This is a genomic window from Pseudomonas sp. P179, assembly GCF_000478485.2.
Classification (GTDB): domain Bacteria; phylum Pseudomonadota; class Gammaproteobacteria; order Pseudomonadales; family Pseudomonadaceae; genus Pseudomonas; species Pseudomonas aeruginosa.
In genome coordinates this window covers 5,787,058-5,805,451 of the sequence record NZ_KI517354.1, presented here as the reverse complement: position 1 = coordinate 5,805,451, position 18,394 = coordinate 5,787,058, and the positions used below count along the sequence as shown (strand labels likewise).

The 18,394-nt window shown below is 65.2% G+C and carries 15 protein-coding genes and 1 pseudogene; 2 read left to right on the top strand and 14 right to left on the bottom strand.

What is annotated here, in order from left to right:
* The 13 genes and pseudogenes from tagH to HMPREF1224_RS38985 all read right to left on the bottom strand — a co-directional run bounded on the left by tagH (window position 1) and on the right by HMPREF1224_RS38985 (window position 15,718).
* Entirely contained in the window at window positions 1-1,194 is a 1,194-nt protein-coding gene (gene tagH / locus HMPREF1224_RS39040) for a type VI secretion system-associated FHA domain protein TagH (RefSeq protein ID WP_010794017.1), read from the bottom strand.
* Window positions 1,195-1,211: 17 nt separating this feature from the next.
* Complete coding sequence (locus HMPREF1224_RS39035; RefSeq protein WP_010794016.1) at window positions 1,212-1,352, bottom strand: hypothetical protein; 141 nt, start codon at window positions 1,350-1,352, stop codon at window positions 1,212-1,214.
* An 88-nt stretch (window positions 1,353-1,440) separates the two neighbouring features.
* Window positions 1,441-2,952, bottom strand: a complete 1,512-nt coding sequence (locus HMPREF1224_RS39030) for a sigma-54 interaction domain-containing protein (protein WP_010794015.1) — start codon at window positions 2,950-2,952, stop codon at window positions 1,441-1,443.
* 10 nt (window positions 2,953-2,962) lie between these two features.
* Window positions 2,963-5,596, bottom strand: coding sequence for a type VI secretion system ATPase TssH (tssH, locus tag HMPREF1224_RS39025; protein WP_012614304.1), 2,634 nt, complete (start codon window positions 5,594-5,596; stop codon window positions 2,963-2,965).
* Window positions 5,597-5,602: 6 nt separating this feature from the next.
* Window positions 5,603-6,610, bottom strand: a complete 1,008-nt coding sequence (tssG, locus tag HMPREF1224_RS39020) for a type VI secretion system baseplate subunit TssG (protein WP_003097804.1) — start codon at window positions 6,608-6,610, stop codon at window positions 5,603-5,605.
* Complete coding sequence (gene tssF / locus HMPREF1224_RS39015) at window positions 6,574-8,361, bottom strand: type VI secretion system baseplate subunit TssF (RefSeq protein ID WP_010794013.1); 1,788 nt, start codon at window positions 8,359-8,361, stop codon at window positions 6,574-6,576. The genes tssG and tssF overlap by 37 nt, the downstream gene beginning before the upstream one ends.
* A gap of 189 nt (window positions 8,362-8,550) precedes the next feature.
* Window positions 8,551-8,688, bottom strand: a pseudogene (locus tag HMPREF1224_RS45435) (PAAR domain-containing protein); the annotation flags it as partial.
* A gap of 10 nt (window positions 8,689-8,698) precedes the next feature.
* On the bottom strand, window positions 8,699-9,106 hold the full coding sequence (gene tssE, locus HMPREF1224_RS39010) for a type VI secretion system baseplate subunit TssE (protein WP_010794012.1): 408 nt from the start codon (window positions 9,104-9,106) through the stop codon (window positions 8,699-8,701).
* Window positions 9,107-9,118: 12 nt separating this feature from the next.
* Complete coding sequence (tssC, locus tag HMPREF1224_RS39005) at window positions 9,119-10,594, bottom strand: type VI secretion system contractile sheath large subunit (protein ID WP_003087596.1); 1,476 nt, start codon at window positions 10,592-10,594, stop codon at window positions 9,119-9,121.
* A 28-nt stretch (window positions 10,595-10,622) separates the two neighbouring features.
* Window positions 10,623-11,129 carry a type VI secretion system contractile sheath small subunit gene (gene tssB / locus HMPREF1224_RS39000; RefSeq protein ID WP_003087592.1) on the bottom strand — a complete coding sequence of 169 codons (507 nt, stop codon included), beginning with the start codon at window positions 11,127-11,129 and terminating at the stop codon, window positions 10,623-10,625.
* Window positions 11,130-11,164: 35 nt separating this feature from the next.
* Window positions 11,165-12,721 carry a type VI secretion system protein TssA gene (gene tssA / locus HMPREF1224_RS38995; RefSeq protein ID WP_003097814.1) on the bottom strand — a complete coding sequence of 519 codons (1,557 nt, stop codon included), beginning with the start codon at window positions 12,719-12,721 and terminating at the stop codon, window positions 11,165-11,167.
* Window positions 12,722-13,893: 1,172 nt separating this feature from the next.
* Window positions 13,894-14,496 carry a glutathione S-transferase family protein gene (locus HMPREF1224_RS38990; protein WP_003097816.1) on the bottom strand — a complete coding sequence of 201 codons (603 nt, stop codon included), beginning with the start codon at window positions 14,494-14,496 and terminating at the stop codon, window positions 13,894-13,896.
* Window positions 14,497-14,551: 55 nt separating this feature from the next.
* Window positions 14,552-15,718 (bottom strand): aminotransferase-like domain-containing protein, encoded by a 1,167-nt coding sequence (locus HMPREF1224_RS38985; RefSeq protein ID WP_003097818.1) that lies wholly within the window; start codon window positions 15,716-15,718, stop codon window positions 14,552-14,554.
* An 81-nt stretch (window positions 15,719-15,799) separates the two neighbouring features.
* Here HMPREF1224_RS38985 and HMPREF1224_RS38980 point away from each other — a divergent pair, with 81 nt between their 5' ends.
* Complete coding sequence (locus HMPREF1224_RS38980) at window positions 15,800-16,276, top strand: MarR family winged helix-turn-helix transcriptional regulator (protein WP_003097819.1); 477 nt, start codon at window positions 15,800-15,802, stop codon at window positions 16,274-16,276.
* 50 nt (window positions 16,277-16,326) lie between these two features.
* On the opposite strand, the gene HMPREF1224_RS38975 is transcribed toward HMPREF1224_RS38980, so the two are convergent.
* Window positions 16,327-16,962, bottom strand: a complete 636-nt coding sequence (locus tag HMPREF1224_RS38975; protein ID WP_003163429.1) for a hypothetical protein — start codon at window positions 16,960-16,962, stop codon at window positions 16,327-16,329.
* Window positions 16,963-17,192: 230 nt separating this feature from the next.
* On the opposite strand from HMPREF1224_RS38975, the gene HMPREF1224_RS38970 reads away from it, so the two are divergent.
* Entirely contained in the window at window positions 17,193-18,389 is a 1,197-nt protein-coding gene (locus tag HMPREF1224_RS38970; protein WP_003087572.1) for a benzoate/H(+) symporter BenE family transporter, read from the top strand.
* The last annotated feature ends 5 nt before the right edge of the window (window positions 18,390-18,394 follow it).

The window sequence follows — 18,394 nt, the reverse complement described above, 5'->3', positions numbered from 1 at the left end:
TCATCCTTGGTGCTCGGTGTAGAGGGTGGAAATCAGGCGAACCTGCTCTTCGTAGGCCTGGGCGAAATCACGCGCCAACAGACGCTCGCTCCAATCGTCGTCCTGGCATAGCGACTGGTGGTAGCGACCGTAGGCACGCCAGCGGCTGCCCGAGGTGGCCAGCAACGGCCGGCGACCGTCGCGCTCGAAACGCAGGGCCAGCTGCTGCGGCGAGAAATGCTCGAGGGTCGCGCGCACCGCCGCCCGGCTGGCGCCGAGCAGCGCCACCTGGTGCGCCTGGAGGTCGCGGAAACTGCGTGCGACGGCCTGTTCGCCACTCAACTGGCCAGGCTTGCCATCCCGTAGCAGATGCCCCAGCGCCTCGCCGGCATCGGCGCTGAAGCGCAAGGGATTCTTGCCGGTATCGCGCAACGTGCTCAGCGACAGGCGCAGTTCGTTCTTCAGTTCGCTGCGGGTCCGCAGGCTCTGCTGCAAGCCGCCGATGCACTGCCGCAGCAAACCGGCGGCGTCGATCGCCAGCGCTTCGCGCGCAGCGCCGTCGAGGCCTTCGAGGTCCATTCCCAGGGCCTGGCCGAAACGCTGCCAGAAGGCTTCGTCGCGACCCGGACGCGGACTTTCCACAGGTTCCTGCGGAGCCGCCGGGGCGGGCACCAGCTCCGGTACGACCAGGCTTTCCATGTCGATCCGCGCGTAGTCCGCACGCGCCCCGGCCTCCTGGCTGGGCTGGGCGATCGCGCTCAGGTCGTCGAGTTCGTAGGCATCTGCACCGTCCTGGTCGAGCGCCTGCAACGGATCGAGGGCCAGGAAGGCATCGTCCGGAATGATGCTGCCCGCCGGCTGCGGCCGCCCGACGTCCATGGCGAGCTCGTCGGGCTCGCGCAGCAACCGCGCGCGGATCTCGAAGTCGCCGAGCAGGAAGACGCTGTCCTGCTCGATGCGCTGCGGCTCGCCATGCGGCAGGCGGCTGCCGTTGCCGGCGCGGATGCCGTTGCTGCTGGTGTCGGTCAGGTAGAACGCGCCGTTGCGATAGCTGACCCGCGCATGCTGCTTGGACAGGTGCCGCTTGCGATCGGGAATCGCCCAATCGCACTCACCGCCGCGGCCGATGAGGCCGCCGTTCCTGCCGAAGGTCTTGCTGCATAGCTCCGTCGGTACGAATTGCTTGGCGCTGAGCATTTCCAATACCAGTTCCATGAGATCGCTCCTTGCGGTCACTTGCCGCGATTGACCGCCTGCGGATCGCCAAGCGGGCGATAGTCGTCGTCGTTGAATTTGTAGTTGCCGCTGCAACCGGCGAGGCCGCAGAGGACGGCCAGGGCCAGAAGCACGGCGGGCCAGTGACGAACAGGCATCAGGGAGTCTCCATGGAAGGGCCGCGGACGCCGCGCTCCAGGCGCGCGCCCGGCTGGGCTGGTTGGAAGGAAATCTCGATCATGGGCTTCAGGTCCGGGGATCGCCGAAATGAATGTTCAGGCGTCCCATGCGATAGATCAGGGTTCGTCGCGGCAGACCCAGTTCGCGCGCGGCGAGGGTCTGGTTGCCAGCGTTCCTGCGCAGGCAGGCGAGCAGCAGGTCCCGTTCGATCTGCTCCAGATGCTCGCGCAGCTTGAGCGGCGCCTCCGCTTCCGGGGGCGCGCGCAGGGAAAAGTGTTCGGCCAGCAGCACCTCGCCTTCGCAGAGCAGTACCGCGCATTCCACCAGTCCCTTCAGCTCCCGAACGTTGCCGGGAAAGCCATAGCCGTCGAGCAGTTCCAGCGCTTCCGCGGACCAGCCCAGCGGCGCGCGGCGCAGGAACACGCAGGCGCGCTCGGCGAAATGCCGGGCCAGTTCGAGGGCGTCGCCCTCGCGCTGGCGCAACGGCGGCAACTCGATGGGAAACTGCGCCAGCCGGTAGTAGAGGTCTTCGCGGAACTTGCCATCGCGTACCAGCAGGGCGAGGTCACGGTGGGTAGCGGCGATGATGCGTACATCGACCTTGTGCGTGTCGTTGCCGCCGAGCGGGCGAATCTCGCCTTCCTGCAACACGCGCAACAGCTTGGCCTGGAGCGAGAGGGGCATGTCGCCGATTTCGTCGAGCAGCAGGGTTCCGCCATCCGCGGCATCGAACAACCCGGGACGATCGCGCTCGGCACCGGTAAAGGCGCCCCTGCGGTAGCCGAACAGCTCGCTTTCCAGCAGGTTTTCCGGAAACGCCGCGCAGTTCTGCACCACGAACGCCTGTGCACGCCGCGGGCCGTACTCGTGGATCGCCCGTGCGACCACCTCCTTGCCGGTGCCGGTCTCGCCCTGCAGCAACACGGTATAGGGGTTGTGCAGGACCTTGCTGATCAGGCGGCAGGTCTCACGCATCGCCGCGCTCCTGCCGATCAGCCCGTAGCCGCTGACCACCGGTGCGCTGGACGGTCCCTGCGGCTCGCCGGAGGGTTGCGAGAGGCGTTGCAGCAGATGCAGCTGGGCCAGCACGAACGAGCCCAGCTGGCCCAGTGGATGGGCGAATCCCTGCAGGTCCAGTGGGCGCCGGGTAGCGCAGACCACCATGCCCTCGACCGTTTTCTCCGGGCTCACCAGCGGAACGCAGAGCAGGGACAGCCAGGGCTGCTCCCCTGCCGGCAGGAAGCCGGTCTCGTGCAGCCGCGACGGCAGGTCGACGAGACTGACCACGCGGTTCTGGCACAGGGCGAACTGCAGCAACTGCTCGCCGGTGTAGTCCGCCGGCAGGCTCGACGGCTCCAGCGCCTGCAACAGGCCGTCCCGGCATTCGGCGTTGAGGGTGAGCGCGGTATGGGTCTGGTCGAGCAGATACAACTGGCTCAGCTCGCAGCCGCTGAGTTCGCCGACTGCGCGTGCGAAACCGCCCAGCAGGGCCGTGATGTCGGTTTCCCGCGACAGCGCGCCGAACTGAGCGAGCAGGGCTTCGGCGAAGGCCAGGGGTTGCGGTACGCGGCTGAACATCGCACCCACCTCAGGCGAACTCGCAGAGCACGCGGCCGTGCTCGCCCAGCGTCGCATGGACCCGCTCGAGACGCTCGTCGCGCGCCATCGCTTCCAGCAAACGGTCGGCCACCAGCGGCAGCAGGTGCGTGTCCAGCAGGTGGTCGATCAACCGTGCGCCGCTGTCGCTCTGGGTGCAACGCTCGGCCAGGTGGCCCACCAGCGCCTGGCTGTAGTCGAAAGCCAGTTGACGGCGCGCCAGGCGCTCGCCGAGGCGTTGCAGCTTGATCTCGATCAGCTCGCGCAGTACCGGGCCGCCCACCGGGTAGTAAGGCACCACGCGCATGCGCGCCAGCAGCGCCGGCTTGAAATGCCGGCTGAGCGCCGGCCGGATGGTTTCCTCCAGGAGTTCGGCGGAAGGCCGCGCGCCGTCCTGGCAAAGCGCGGCGATGTGCTCGCTGGCGAGGTTGGAGGTCATCAGGATCAAGGTATTGCGGAAATCGATCTCGCGCCCTTCGCCATCGTTGGCCACGCCCTTGTCGAAGATCTGGTAGAACAGGTTGAGCACGTCCGGATCGGCCTTCTCCACCTCGTCCAGCAATATCACCGAATAGGGCTTCTGGCGTACCGCCTCGGTGAGCATGCCACCCTCGCCATAGCCGACATAGCCGGGCGGCGCGCCGATCAGGCGCGAGACGGTGTGCTTCTCCTGGAACTCGGACATGTTGATGGTGGTGATGAAACGCTCGCCGCCATACAGCAGGTCGGCCAGCGCCAGCGCGGTCTCGGTCTTGCCCACCCCGCTCGGGCCCACCAGCAGGAACACGCCGACCGGCGCATCGGGCTTGTTCAGCCCGGCCGCGGTGGCGCGCATCGCGCGGTCCAGGGCGCTGACCGCCTGTTCCTGGCCACGGATCCGCGCCCGCAGGTCGTCGGCGAACCCCATCACCTTGGCGTTGTGTTCCCGCGCCAGTTGTTCCACCGGTACGCCGGTCCAGGCGCCGATCACCTCGGCAACCAGGCGCGGGCAGACCTCGAAGCTGACCAGCCGCCCCTGGGCCTGGGCATCGGCGAGCGCCTGGCGGGTTTCGTGAAGGGCCTTTTCCAGGGCTTCGACACCGCCATGCTCGTCGGCCGGGAAAGTCTCCGCGTCCGCCTCGCCGCCCTGCTCTTCCCGGTTCGCCTCGCGGGCCCTGGCCAATTGCTGGCGCAGGGCGAGCAGGCGCTCGGCGAGTTCGCGCTGGCGGCTCCACTGGTCCTCCTGTACGTGCCGCTCGCTTTCCGCCTGGGCCAGGCGCTCCTCCAGCGCCTGCAGGGTATCGTGGTCGATCGGCAGGCCTGCCTCGGCATCGCGGCGCAGGGCCTGGCGCTGGCGCTCGCCTTCGGCCAGCTCGCCGCGCAGGCGCTCGAGGCTCTCCGGCGCCGCCGCCAGGCTGATGCGCACCCGCGCACAGGCGGTGTCGAGGACGTCGACGGCCTTGTCCGGCAACTGGCGACCCGCCAGGTAGCGGGCGGACAGTTCGGCGGCGGCCACCACCGCGTCGTCGCGCAGGTAGATACCGTGGCTTTCCTCGTAAACCCGGGCCAGGCCACGCAGGATCGTCACCGCCTCGGCAACGCTCGGCTCATGCAACTGCACGGGCTGGAAGCGCCGGGCCAGCGCCGGGTCCTTCTCGAAATACTTCTTGTATTCGGCCCAGGTCGTCGCCGCGATGGTGCGCAACTCGCCACGTGCCAGGGCCGGCTTTAGCAGGTTGGCGGCATCCGAGCCGCCGGCCTGACCGCCCGCGCCGATAAGCGTATGGGCCTCGTCGATGAACAGGATGGTCGGCCTGAGCGCTGCCTTCACTTCGTCGATGACGCCTTTCAGGCGCCGCTCGAACTCGCCCTTCACGCTGGCACCGGCCTGCAACAGGCCCATGTCGAGGGACAACAGCTCGACGTCCCTCAGCGCCGGCGGCACTTCCCCTGCGGCGATCCGCGAGGCCAGGCCTTCGACGATGGCGGTCTTGCCGACGCCGGCCTCGCCGACCACGATGGGGTTGTTTTTCCGCCGACGGGCCAGGATGTCGACCATCTGGCGAATAGCCCCGTCGCGACAGAGCACCGGATCGAGCTTGCCGTCGCGCGCCTGCTGGGTAAGGTTGTGGGTGAAACGCTGCAACAGGGACTCGCCGCCGCCCGGCTTGCCGCTGGGCGCGCCCTCCAGCGGCTGCGAGAGCGCGAAATCCTTCAACCGCTCGATGTCGAGCCGCGCCAGCAGCGGCTGGTAGCGGCTGCCGGCATAGCGCAACGGGTTGCGTAGCAGGGCCAGGATCAATGCCGCCTGGTCGATCTGGCTACGGCCCAGTTCGAGGTTGGCCAGCAACAGCGCATCCTGCAGCCACTGCACCAGCTCGGGCGCGAACACCGGATTGCGCGAGGCACTATGCTCGCCCCGCGCTTGCAACGCGGCGTTGAGTTCGCCGGCGTCCACCGCGGCATCCTGCAGGGCGCGCGCCAGCAGTCCCTGGGGACGCTCCAGCAGGCCCAGCAACAGGTCCTCCACCAGTACCTTGCTGCCGCCACGGGCTACGCAGCGCTCGGCCGAGCCTTCGAGGTCGCGCCGGGTGTCGGCATCCAGCGCCTGAATCAGTTGTTGCAGGTCTACGTTGATCATGCTCATCCATCCTTAATGAATCTTGCTGCCCAGCGTCACCACGCCATCCGCGCGCTCCCGGCCCAGCCAGCTGGTCCAGCCAAGGCGGCAGGCGTTCTGCGCGCCGATGCGGAACTCACGGATTTCCTCGTGGCGCAAGACCAGCCGGATGTCGTAGTCGAGCGGGTCGCGCAGGGTGAAGCGAACCAGCGCGCAAAGCGGCTGGTAGCCGGGACCGATCGGCAGGAACTCGTGGAAGCGCTGCCAGTCGAGCTGGCGGATATGAATGCGGAACTTGCCGCTGCGGTCGCGGACCCGTTCGCCCAGCACCGCGTCTTCGCCAAGCTGGCTGTTGAACAGGCCGAGCCGGTTGCGCTGCTCTTCGAGGATCGCGACGCGCCGTTCGATACACTGCTCGGCGACCAGTTCGGCATGCTTGAAGTAGTAGCGCAGCACCGACTCGATCAAGGCCGCCGAGTGCGCCCGCAGGCTGAGCAGGCCCAGGTAGGGCAGCAGGCGTTTCCAGTTCAGTTCCCTGGCCTTGCGGATCTCTTCCCCGCCCAATCCGACGAGGGCGAACAATTGGGCGGAAAACGCATCGCTCGCGCCGCTCTGGAAGCTCACCCGGTAGCGGTACTTGCGCCAGATCGGCAACAGCAGCCGATGCAGGCGGTGATGGAAGAGATCGAGGAAGTTCCGCGTAGGATTGCCCTCCTCGCTGTCGCCCAGAGCCTGCTCGCTGTAGAACGCCGGCAACGGCGAACTGGCACCGAACAAGCCGATCAGGTTGAAACGCAGCCGCGCCCGCAGCATGCCGCGCTCTTCGAAGAACTCCACCCGATCGACATCGCTGCCCGGGAAGCCGAGGCTAGGATTGGCCTGGAATTCCAACTGATCGTAGAGCGCCTCGTCTCCCAGGCCGGGATGTTCCTGGCGCAGGCGATCCATGACCAGCAGGACCGCCTGGAACAGCGAGTACTCGCGAATGCCCCGGGCCAGCGCGCTTACAGCAGGGGCTGCAAACCCATGCGCGGTTTCCATTGGTACACGTCTCCCTGTGTGCTCCTCACCCGCAACTCGTGGTAGGAGTTGATGCTGGCGTAAAGCGCGAAAAATTCGTTCAGAACCGAAGCGAACACGAACAGGTCGCCCTCGCCGATGTAGCCTTCCGGATCGATCGTCAGCTCGGTACGCAAGCCGCGCAGCGGCAGGCCCCGATGCAGGCGGTCGACATGCTCGTGGCGGACCGCCTTGAGCCCGCCCAGCAGGCGCTTGCTGACCTTCGCCGCATGCTGGTCGTAGTAGCGCGGCAGGTCGTAGGTTTCGAGGATCACCTTGAGTGCGTCGACGTTGGCCAGCGACAGGTAGTTGAGCGACATGTTGCTGATCAGTTTCCAGAGGAAATCGCGGTTCAGCGGCGGCGCGTAGCTCGGCGTCGCCGGGGTGATATTGCGGAAACCGAGGAACTCCGGCGTACCTTCGCAAGCGACGCAGATATCGCCCAGGCGCAGCCGTTGGGGCAGGTTCTGGTTGGTGCAGGTCAGTTCCACCGACAGCGTCTCGATCTGCTCGGGATGGCGGATGCCGAAGCTCAGGTAGGTGTCCAGGCCATCGTGCAGCAACGAGGTCCGTTGCCGGACGCTGTAGTGGGGCCGTGCTTCCGGGACGTCGAAGCTGGGATCGTGCTCGAAGGACTCGAACGGCACATAGGCCTGGTAGCCGAGCCCGCCCGGCCGCCAGCCGGTGACGCCCTCTACCGAGAACACCCCGCAGTCCTCCAGGCTGTATTCGGCCGGCATCAGCAGGTACTCGTCCTGCTTGCCGTCGAGGCGGATCGGCAGCGCATCGTGGCGGAACAGGTTGGCCACCGGCGTACAGTACAGCTTGACGTTCTCCAGCGTCGGGTGCAGGCGCTGGATGCCGCTCTTGCGGATATCGAAGCGCAACTCGAGGCCGCGGACCTGCTTGAGGGTTTCCTCGGGCAGAGCGCCGAGCAGGTCAAGGCCATCCACGTCGACGAACAGGAACTTGTCCTGGAACGCGAAGTATTCCTGCAGGTAGCGATAGCCACGGAAGGTATTCAGCGGATAGGGAATCAACGCCTCGTCTTCGGCGAACCCCACCGGCTGCACCCGCTCGCCCGTCAGGCGGAACGACATCGGCTTGCCGGCCACGCCATCCAGCGCCCGCCCATGGGCGTCTAGCGGAATCAGCTGGATGCTCTCCAGGTTGCGCAGCAGGCACAGGTAGAGCATCTGGCTGATGTAGCGCTCGCCGGCCAGGTGCAGGCGCAGCCGACTCAGGCCCAGCTCGCCGAGATGCCCGTCGCAGTTCATCGCCAGGCGCAGGCCGAGCAGCGCACCCTCGCCGGTCACCGAATAGTTGAGCGCCTCCAGCACCAGCGGCAGGACTTCGGTGGCGTAGCAGGTACGGAAGCGACAGGCGACCTCGCCCACCGGCCGGCTCTCGACCGGCGTATCGCGCTCCACGCGCAGCGCCCCGCCCGGGCGGGTCAGGGGGTCGAACTGGAGAATGCTGAAAGCCGGCAGCGGGCGCATATAGTTCGGCCACAGCAGGTGCATCATCGAGTGGCTGAGTTCCGGCAACTCGTCGTCCAGCTTCTGCCGCAACCGCCCGGTCAGGAAGGCAAAGCCCTCGAGCAGGCGCTCGACATCCGGATCGCGTCCGACCTGCCCGAGAAACGGGGCCAGGGCCGGGCTACGCTCGGCGAAACGGCGCCCCAGCTGGCGCAGTGCGGTGAGTTCGCTCTGGTAGTAATGATTGAAGGACACGGCTTACCTGCTGGATATCGTTTCACTGATGGCAGTCGTCTGACCGCTGCCGCCAAAACCGCAATGACATTTCTGGCCTGAAGATCGGAAACCCACGGTGTCCGTTGTCTTTCCGTAATCGACCCGATTCGCGCCCATCTCAGAAGACCTCATGGACGAACCAGGTATCGAAGCGGTACAGCACCAGGCCGAGGCGTCACCCTGGCGGGCCGCCGCGAGGCCGTCGAAGAACACGTCGGCAGAACCGACGACGATGGGATTGCTGCCGTGCCGGGGGAGCGGACAAGCGGTTGGATCGGAAACGCGGGCTGCGGGTTTGCCGGACATCGAAACCTCCTTAGCTGACCTTCACCTGGCCGCTGCCATCCAGGCATGCGGAAAAACTCACCTGGCGCTTGAAACCTTCCACCTCCAGCAACCCTTCGATGCTGAAGGCCAGGCGGAGCTGGTCGTTGTCGCGTGGCAGGGAAACGACACGCACGTCGCTCAAGCGCGGTTCGTAAGCCTCGATGAAACCTTCGATGGCCGAGCGGGCCTGGCTCAGGGAGTCGTGCAGGCTCAGGCGCATGTCGTTGAGATCGGGCAACCCGTAGTCGGACAGCGTCTGCACGCTGCCCGCCCGGGTGCTGAGCATCTTGCCCAGATGGGCAGCCACCGACGCCCTGGCGGAAACCTCGCGGCTCCAGCTGACGCGCTTATCCGCGTCGCCGTTCAGGCGCTCGAACAGGCTGCCGTATCCGGTCATGGAAAGCTCCGCTTACTCTTTGTCCAGCTTGCCGACCAGCGACAGAGTGAAGTCCGCCCCCATGTACTTGAAGTGCGGGCGCACGTTCAGGCTGACGCGGTACCAGCCCGGCTCGCCCTCGACGTCACTGACGATGATCTGTGCAGCGCGCAGCGGGCGACGGCCGCGCACTTCGGCGCTGGGGTTTTCCTGGTCGGCGACGTACTGGCGGATCCACTTGTTCAGCTCCAGCTCGAGGTCGGTACGCTCCTTCCACGACCCCAGCTGTTCACGTTGCAGGACCTTCAGGTAATGGGCCAGGCGGTTGACGATCATCATGTACGGCAACTGGGTGCCGAGCTTGTAGTTCAGCTCCGCGGCCTTGCCTTCGGCGCTGATGCCGAAGAACTTCGGCTTCTGCACCGAGCTGGCGGAGAAGAACGCGGCGTTGTCGCTGCCCTTGCGCATGGTCAGGGAAATGAAGCCTTCCTCGGCCAGTTCGTACTCGCGGCGATCGGACACCAGCACCTCGGTGGGGATCTTGGTCTCGATCTCGCCCATGCTCTCGAAGTGGTGCAACGGCAGGTCCTCTACCGCACCGCCGCTCTGCGGCCCGATGATGTTCGGGCACCAGCGATACTTGGCGAAGCTGTCGGTCAGCTTGGTGCCGAAGGCATAGGCGGTGTTGCCCCACAGGTAATGCTCGTGGCTGTTGGCCACGGTCTCCTTGTAGGCGAACGACTTGACCGGATTCTCTTCCGGATCGTAGGGCGTGCGCAGCAGGAAGCGCGGTACGGTCAGCGCCACGTAGCGGGAATCCTCGGACTGGCGGAAGCTCTGCCACTTGGCGAACTGCGGGCCTTCGAAATGATCCTTCAGGTCCTTCAGGTCCGGCAGGCCGGTGAAGCTTTCCAGGCCGAAGAACTTCGGACCGGCGGCCGCCACGAATGGCGCATGGGCCATGCAGGCCACGCTGGAGACGTATTGCATCAGCTTGACGTCGGGCGAACTGGGCGACATGTAGTAGTTGGCGATGATGGCGCCGACCGGCTGGCCACCGAACTGGCCGTATTCGGCGGTGTAGATGTGCTTGTACAGGCCGGACTGCATCACCTCGGGCGAGTCCTCGAAATCGTCCAGCAGGTCCTGCTTGGAAACGCTGAGAATCTCGATCTTGATGTTCTCGCGGAAGTTGGTGCGGTCGACCAGCAGTTGCAGGCCGCGCCAGGCCGACTCCAGCGCCTGGAAATCGGGATGATGGAGAATCTCGTCCATCTGCGTGCTGAGCTTGGCGTCGATCTCGGCGATCATCCGGTCGACCATCGCCTTCTTCACCGGCTCGCCGTCGTTCTGCGGCTTGAGCAATTCCTCGATGAAGGCGGAGACGCCGCGCTTGGCGATGTCGTAGGCCTCGTCGTCCGGGCTCAGGCGGGTCTCGGCGATGATGCTGTCGAGAATGTTGTATTCGCCGTTCTGGTTCCGGCCTTGCTGTGCGGCACTGGTGCTCATGTATCTGCTTCCTTGGCTAGGGGGTGGCTCAGGCGTCCTGGGAGGGGGCGGCGCTCAGCCCCAGCTCGCCCAGCACACGGCTACGGGACTCGTCGTCGGCGAGTACGCTTTCGATGGCCTTGCGGAACGCCGGGGCGTTGCCCAGCGGGCCCTTGAGGGCCACCAACGCATCGCGCAACTCCATCAGCTTCTTCAGCTCGGGCACCTGCTCGACGATGCTGGCCGGGTTGAAGTCCTTCATCGAGTTGATCTGCAGCCCCACCGCCAGCTCGTCGCTGCCGCCCTCCTCCTGGAGACGATTGGGTACGCTCAGCGTCAGCCCCAGCTCCTGCTTGGCCAGGACCTCGTCGAAGGTCATCTTGTCGATGCCGATCGGCTTGCGGTCCTCCACCTTGCGCTCATCCCCGCGCTGGGTGTAATCGCCGATCGCCAGTAGCTTCAACGGCAGTTCGATTTCCTCCTGGGCACCGCCGGTGGCGGGCTTGAAGGTGACGTTGATGCGTTCCTTTGGGGCTACCGAGCCTTCTTTGGCCATGGCTTTTTCTCCTTGAGAATTGAGGGCGCGAAGCCCTATTCGAGCACCACCTCGAGATCGAGGTGGCACAGCCTGCGATAAATGTCTTCCTTGCGTTCTCGCACGGCGTGGTTCTGCGGCAACAGCTCGCAGCAGCTATGCAGCAGGTGCAGTACATCCAGCGCCAGATCGGGCTCCCAGGCGTGCAATCCCGATTCGTGCAACTGATGGTCGAGGCTCTCCAGCTGGGTCTTGGCCAGCTCGTACTTCTTCGCCAGGAAGCACAGTCGCGCGAGGCTCAGTTGCCAGAAGAACCGGGCGCGTCCGCCGTGGGCGCGCTTCATGCCCTGCTTCAACACCTGTACCGCCGCCTTCAGGCCGTCCTTGCGCAACACCGGCTGGACCTCGTCCAGGGCGACGTCCCATTCGGCCTGCAGGGCCACGGTCTCGACCTTGCGCGGCGCACTGTCGTTCTGGAGATGGGGCATGACATGGGCGCTGATCCAGCCGCGGGTGGCCGCATCGGCGAATGCGCTGCCATCGTGGAAACGCAGCTCCACCAGCCCCGGCAGACGCTGCAGGAGCAAGGCGAAATGCATTTCGACTTCCCGCATCGCCTGCTCGGCGTTGAGCCCTTGCAGGCACTCCCAGACCAGGCGCTGGCCGTCGAACCAGAACGGCGCCCGTGCCAGGCTCGCCTCCAGCTCCACCAGGAGATCGGCGTACAGGCCCTGGGCGAAACGCTCCTGGTAGCTTTTCAGCTTGTCCGCCGGCACTCCCCTTAGCGCGGTGACCTGTTCGGCATTGCGCTCGGGCATGGACTCGATGGGCAGCCAGAGCATCGTTCGGTTGAGGCGCAGCGCGCGCAGATCGGTGGCTTTCTGCTTCAGCCACCAGGCGCACAGGGGGCGTGCGGCCTCCTGCTGGGCGCGCATGGCCTTGTGGGCGTCGCGCTCGTTGTCGATGGGCGCACCCGGCGCCAGCAACTGGCTGGCCGCCTGCTTGACCTGGGCCACCACGGCGCCGACCACTCCAGGTTCGGGCTGGTTGTCGGCGGCGCGCTGGAGCATGCCCGAAAGGCGTCGGCTGATCGGCAGCAACAAGGGCGCGTCGTCGCCCAGTTGCGCGGTCAGCGCGGTATCGAGTTTTTCCAGGTGCTCGGCGAGACGCCGGAACAGGGGGAGTTGCTCCTTGATCGGTACGTTTTCGTTCAGCGCCTGCTCCAACCGGGGCACCAGCCAGGCAATGGCCGCGGCGCGAGTGCGCGCCTTGAGCGGATGGATCTCGACCCAATGCCGGCTGCACAGACGTTCCAGCAATCCCAGTCCGGCCAGCAAACCGGGAAAGGATTCCCGTTGGTAGAGGGCCCAGGTCAACCAGGCTGCAACACGCAGGTCCTTGGATTGGGCACGAAGCAGCGCTTCGCTGTTTTCCAGGATTTTCAACCAGTCGGTCTGGCCGTTCTCATGGAGCGAGAGCGCCTTGCCCAGCTCATTTTCCAGCGCCTCGTATTCGCTGGAAAAACGCACATCCTCACCCGCAAAGACATCCTTTGAAATCGGCTGTTCCGCGAGTTCCAGATAATGCGAGGAGAGCTTGCTCGAATAGGTCATCCTAACCCTTCAATGCACACCATGTGCGCCAATGAATATCTTAACAATTCAACTAGTTGGCATAAAAACCGAACGAAAATCCCAATAGTCTGAAGAGCTCTTTGCCTTTTCCATGAAAACAACATAAAAACTGGCAAGCAACAGGACATTCCCTCTTTGGGAATTTTCCTATTCATTGATACGAATCAATGAAAGATTTTCAGCCAAACGTCAGGCGTCTGCGTCCATGCCCTTTACGGCTTGGCTATAGCCATCATAACGACATTGATGGCCATTTGGAAAACCCTACCAAAACAGGTAGTTAACAATTTATAAAAAATAAGGCAGGCAGTATGGATTTCTCCGGAGAGCCTCGAAACATAGGCCTTCCAAGCGGACCAACAGCTGATTTAGAGCGTAATAGCGATTGTGCAAGAAGTTGCACAATGAAAACCAAGAAACATCCCCAATAAAAGTCCACAGCCCTTGAAAATACTGGCCTGAACACTACTGCGCAAAAAGTTGCACAGCACTGCGCAACTTCTTGCTCAATTCACTTGTTATATTTCTTTTCAGAATGAGACATGGATAACAATAAGCCATTGAATGAGATTGATTAAAAGAGCCACGAAAAGACTGGCACGGGAATTGTTAGAGAAATTAATCGAGATGGGCGGTCCCATGGCCACCGGCGAGGAAGTTGCGCCGTGACCGACTGCAGGCGGGACGCACCGCTGCGTTTACCCTGGACACGCCCGTACCGCACCGGCTGGGCGGAAATCGATAGCGACCCGAGCAGTCAGGAAAGCAGGATTCGATGACCGCCGCAGCGCCTATCGCCAAGCCCTCGATGACCAACTTATGCGGTAGGCCGCGTACGGCGACGACAGAGAATTGCGCACCGCTTACCCGCTCGACAGTGCTGTGCGCCTACTGGCGAGAAAGCTGCCCGACAGTAGTCGGGTCGGCTAGCGCGGCCAGTCGGTCGATGCCCTCCTGGGCATCGACCTCAACGGCCAGTAACTGACCCGCCACCAGCGCAGCGCCGGGTACCAACAGCAGCGCCAGGAAAGCGAGCTACGAATAATCAGGAAAAACGCGCATCCAGCCCGATGCATAAAAATTTCGCTCTACCCGAAACTCCCGCTCATGACAGAAATCACTGCCTCGCCAACCGCTGATCGAAGCTCCCCTCAATCCAGCATCCCCACATACCCCGGCACCTCCCCCACTCGCTTGATCCACGCGCGGATCGCCGGGTAGGCCGTCAGGTCGAAGCCGCCTTCATGGGCGACATGGGTGTAGGCGTAGAGGGTGATATCGGCGATGGAGAACTGTTCGCCGACCAGGAATGGCGTGCGCGACAGCTGTTTCTCCATGACGTCGAGGGCCTTGTAGCCGCCGATCTTCTTCTCTTCGAACTCGGCGCGGCGGGCTTCCGGGAGGCCGAGGTAGAGCTTGATGAAGCGCGCCACGGCCACATAGGGCTCATGGCTGTATTGCTCGAAGAATTGCCATTGCAGCACCTGGGTGCGCAGGCGCGGTTCGCTGGGCAACAGGGCGCTGCCGTCGGCGAGGAAGTTGAGGATGGCGTTGGACTCCCACAGGCAACTGCCGTCCTCCAGCTCCAGCACCGGTATCTTGCCGTTGGGGTTCTTCGCCAGGAACTCCGGGGTCTGGGTCTCGCCCTTGAGAATGTCCACCGGTACCCACTGGTAGTCGATGCCGAGCAGCGACATGGCCAGCTTGATCTTGTAGCAGTTGCCCGAACGGTAATCACCGTAGACCTTGTACATCGTGTCGCTCCTCGGATCGGATGGCCGGCGCCCCGGAAGGAGCGCCGATGAGGGTTCAGGCCGCTTCGGCGGCCTGGGCGTCGCGGACGACCTTGGCCAGGCGCCGCAGGCCTTCGTGCAGGCGCTCCGGGGCGACGTGGCTGAAGTTCAGCCGCAGACGCCCGAGGTTCTGCTCCGGCTCGGCGAAGAAAGGTTCGCCGGGCATGAATGCGACATCGGCGGCCAGCGCCGGCTGGAGCAGGGTGCGAGTATCCAGCGGCTGCCTGAGGGTCAGCCAGAAGAACAGCCCGCCCTCCGGGATATTCCATTCGGCCAGCTCACCGAAGTGCTCCAGCAGCGCCTCCTGCATGGCGTCGCGGCGGACCCGGTAGAACTCGCGCAGTTCGGCCAGGTGCTGGCGGTAGGCCTCGCTGCCGAACCATTGCAGCGCCTGCCACTGCCCTACCCGGTTGGTATGCAGGTCGGCCGACTGTTTCAGCCGCAGCAGGTGGGGGAACAGGTCCGGGGTGGCGATCAGGAAACCGACGCGCAGGCCCGGCAGCAGGGTCTTCGACACCGTGCCGGTATAGATCCAGCTGGACTTGCGCAGGCGGCTGACCAGCGGGGTTGCGCGGCCCTCGTCGAACACCAGTTCGCGATAGGGTTCGTCTTCGATCAGGGTCACGCCGAATTCGTCTAGCAGCGCCGCCACCGCGTCGCGGCGTTCCTCGCTGTAGCGCACGCCGGACGGATTCTGGAAAGTCGGGATCAGGTAGGCGAAGGCCGGCTTGTGTCGCTCCAGGCGCTGCCGCAGGGCAACCAGGTCGGGGCCCTCGGCACCCAGCGGCACGGTCACGCAATCGGCGCCGAACAATTGGAAGGCCTGTAGCGCGGCGAGGTAGGTCGGCGCCTCGAGCAGCACCTCGGTGCCCGGATCGATGAACAGCTTGCTGGCCAGGTCGAGGGTCTGCTGCGAACCGCTGACGATCAGCACCTGGCTCGCCTCGCAGGGGACGCCGAGGGCACGCGCTTCGGCGGCGATGGCTTCGCGCAGGGCAGGCTCGCCTTCGCTCATGCCGTACTGGCCCATGGAGGCCGGCATCTGCTCCCACTGCACCTTCGGCAGCATCGGCTCGGCCGGCAGCCCGCCGGCGAACGACATCACCTCCGGACGCTGCGCCGCGGCAAGGATTTCGCGGATCAAGGAGCTTTTCAGGCGGGAGATGCGTTCAGAGAAGGCCATGGGATCACCGGTAGCGTAGGCGGGGAAAAATGAGTCAAACTGCTTGACCGAAACTACGATGCCGCACCCGGAAGCGTCAATATGCCTGACCTGAAAAACCACGCCGTCCAGCAGCAGGCCATGATGGAAGCCTTCTTCTTCGCGTACCAGGCCTTCACCACCAAGCCTGACGAGATGCTCGCCCGCCGCGGCCTGGGACGTGTGCACCACCGCGTGCTGTTCTTCATCGCCCGCTATCCGGGCCTCAGCGTGAAGGAACTGCTGGCCCTGCTCGGCGTGACCAAGCAGGCGCTGAACATCCCGCTGCGCCAGTTGCTGGAGATGAACCTGATCGGCAGCGCCACCGCCGACGACGACAAGCGCAAACGCCTCCTCGGCCTCACCGCCGAGGGCGTGCGGTTGGAAAAGGCGCTGCGTCGCGAGCAGTCGCGGCTGCTCCAACGCTGCTTCGAGGAAGCCGGCGGCGAAGCGGTCTCCGGCTGGCTGGCGGTCAATCGCACCCTGGCTCGGGCGCATGCAGGCAGCCGCGGCGAAGCGGCGACGGAGGCCGCCGACTGACGCCCCATGGGCCTGGCGCATGGACGCTCGACAAGCCGACCGGCTGCCCGCTAGCTCCGCTCCAACTCCCGCGCCGCGCGCCAGCAGGCCAGCGCCATGGCCACGGTGGCGGCCAGCAGCGGCAGTACCGCCAGCACCAGCAACAGCACCGAAGCCAGCATCGCGCCGCCGGCGATGTCCAGCCAGGCCATGATCCGCAGCGACGGATAGAGGTTTTCCTGCTTGAGCAGACGCAGGCCCAGCCAGAGGGTGGTAGCGCCGATCAGCGCAAGCAGCGCGAAGTACACCAGCGCCTGCCAGTTCCAGCCCTGCAGCGCATCGTCGGTAACCGCCAGCAGGCTCCAGCCCTCGCCCAGCAGGGTCAGGAGAATCGACAACCATACCGGCCAGGCCAGCGAGGGGCCGCGAAAGCGCGACTCGACCAGGTGCTTGAGCCGCAGCAGCAGGTAGGCGCCGAGCAGGCTGAGGAGCAGGCCCAGCCAGTCGGCGTAGACCCTGAACGCGGCGCCGTCGCCGAATGCCTCCAGCAGGCTGAGCACCATCAGCACCACGCCGCCGGCTATCGAGGCCAGGCAGAGCCAGGCGAGGATGCGCAGTTGCGCGAGCGTCCAGCGCCGGCGGAAAGCATCCGGTATGCCCTGCTCGACCAATTCGACACGCGGCGTGGCGTAGGGGTTTGCATCCATGGCGAAGCTCCTCGGCAAATGCCGGGAAGTTACCAGCTCCGCCAGCTTCCGGCAGCTGCGACTGTATGGCCAACTATGTCCGCGGCTGTACCGGGACAGCCCCTGGCCGGCTGTTTAGGCTGCGCAAAACAGAAAAAGATGATCGGCACTCCGCGCCTCGCGCAACCTGCCCCGTGGCTCCGCCCACCGCCGTGCCCGGTCGTCCCGCACACTCCATGGAAGTACCCGGCATGACCGAAACCACCCAGCCCCAGCCTCGTCTGCGTCCGTTCGCCGACTCCTCTCCCGCCGCCGTGGTGGCCGGCTTCGTCGCCATGCTCACCGGCTACACCAGCTCGCTGGTACTGATGTTCCAGGCCGGGCAGAACGCCGGTCTCAGCAGCGCGCAGATTTCCTCGTGGATCTGGGCCCTGTCGATCGGCATGGGCCTGGCGACCATCGGCCTGACCCTGCGCTACCGGGTGCCGATCGTGATCGCCTGGTCCACCCCCGGCGCGGCGCTGCTGATCAGCAGCCTGCCCGGAGTGCCGTACAGCGAGGCGATCGGTGCCTTCATCGTCTGCGCCCTCCTGATCACCCTGTGCGGCGTCACCGGCAGCTTCGAACGCCTGATGCGCCAGGTTCCCTCCTCGCTGGCCTCGGCGCTGCTGGCCGGGGTGCTGTTCCGCATCGGCATCGAGATCTGCAACGCCGCCGAGCAACAGACCCTGCTGGTGCTGGCGATGTTCTTCAGCTATCTGCTGTGCAAACGCTTCTCGCCGCGCTATGCGGTGTTCGCTGCGCTACTGGTGGGGGTGCTGCTGGCCGGGATACTGGGCCAACTGGACTTCAGCAGGTTCCGCCTGGAACTGGCGGTACCGGAGTGGACCACGCCGAGCTTCTCCCTGGCCGCCACCATCAGCATCGGCATCCCGCTGTTCATCGTCGCCATGGCTTCGCAGAACATGCCCGGCATCGCCGTGCTGCGCGCCGACGGCTACCAGGTGCCGGCCTCGCCGCTGATCTCGAGTACCGGCATCGCCTCGATCCTGCTGGCACCGTTCGGCTCCCACGGGATCAACCTGGCGGCGATCAGCGCGGCGATCTGCACCGGTCCCTCGGCCCACGAGGACCCGCACAAGCGCTATACCGCGGCGCTCTGGTGCGGCTTCTTCAACTGCGTCGCAGGAACCTTCGGCGCCACCCTGGCAGCGTTGTTCGCGGCGTTCCCCAAGGCACTGGTACTGTCCATCGCCGCCATCGCCCTGCTCGGCTCGATCATGAACGGCCTGGCCAACTCGATGGCCGACGAGCGCCAGCGCGAGGCCGCGCTGGTGACCTTCATGGTCACCGCCTCCGGCTTTACCCTGCTGTCCATCGGCTCGGCGTTCTGGGGCCTGGTGGCCGGCCTGCTGACTCAGTTCGTGCTCAACTGGCGGCGCGGCTGACCGAC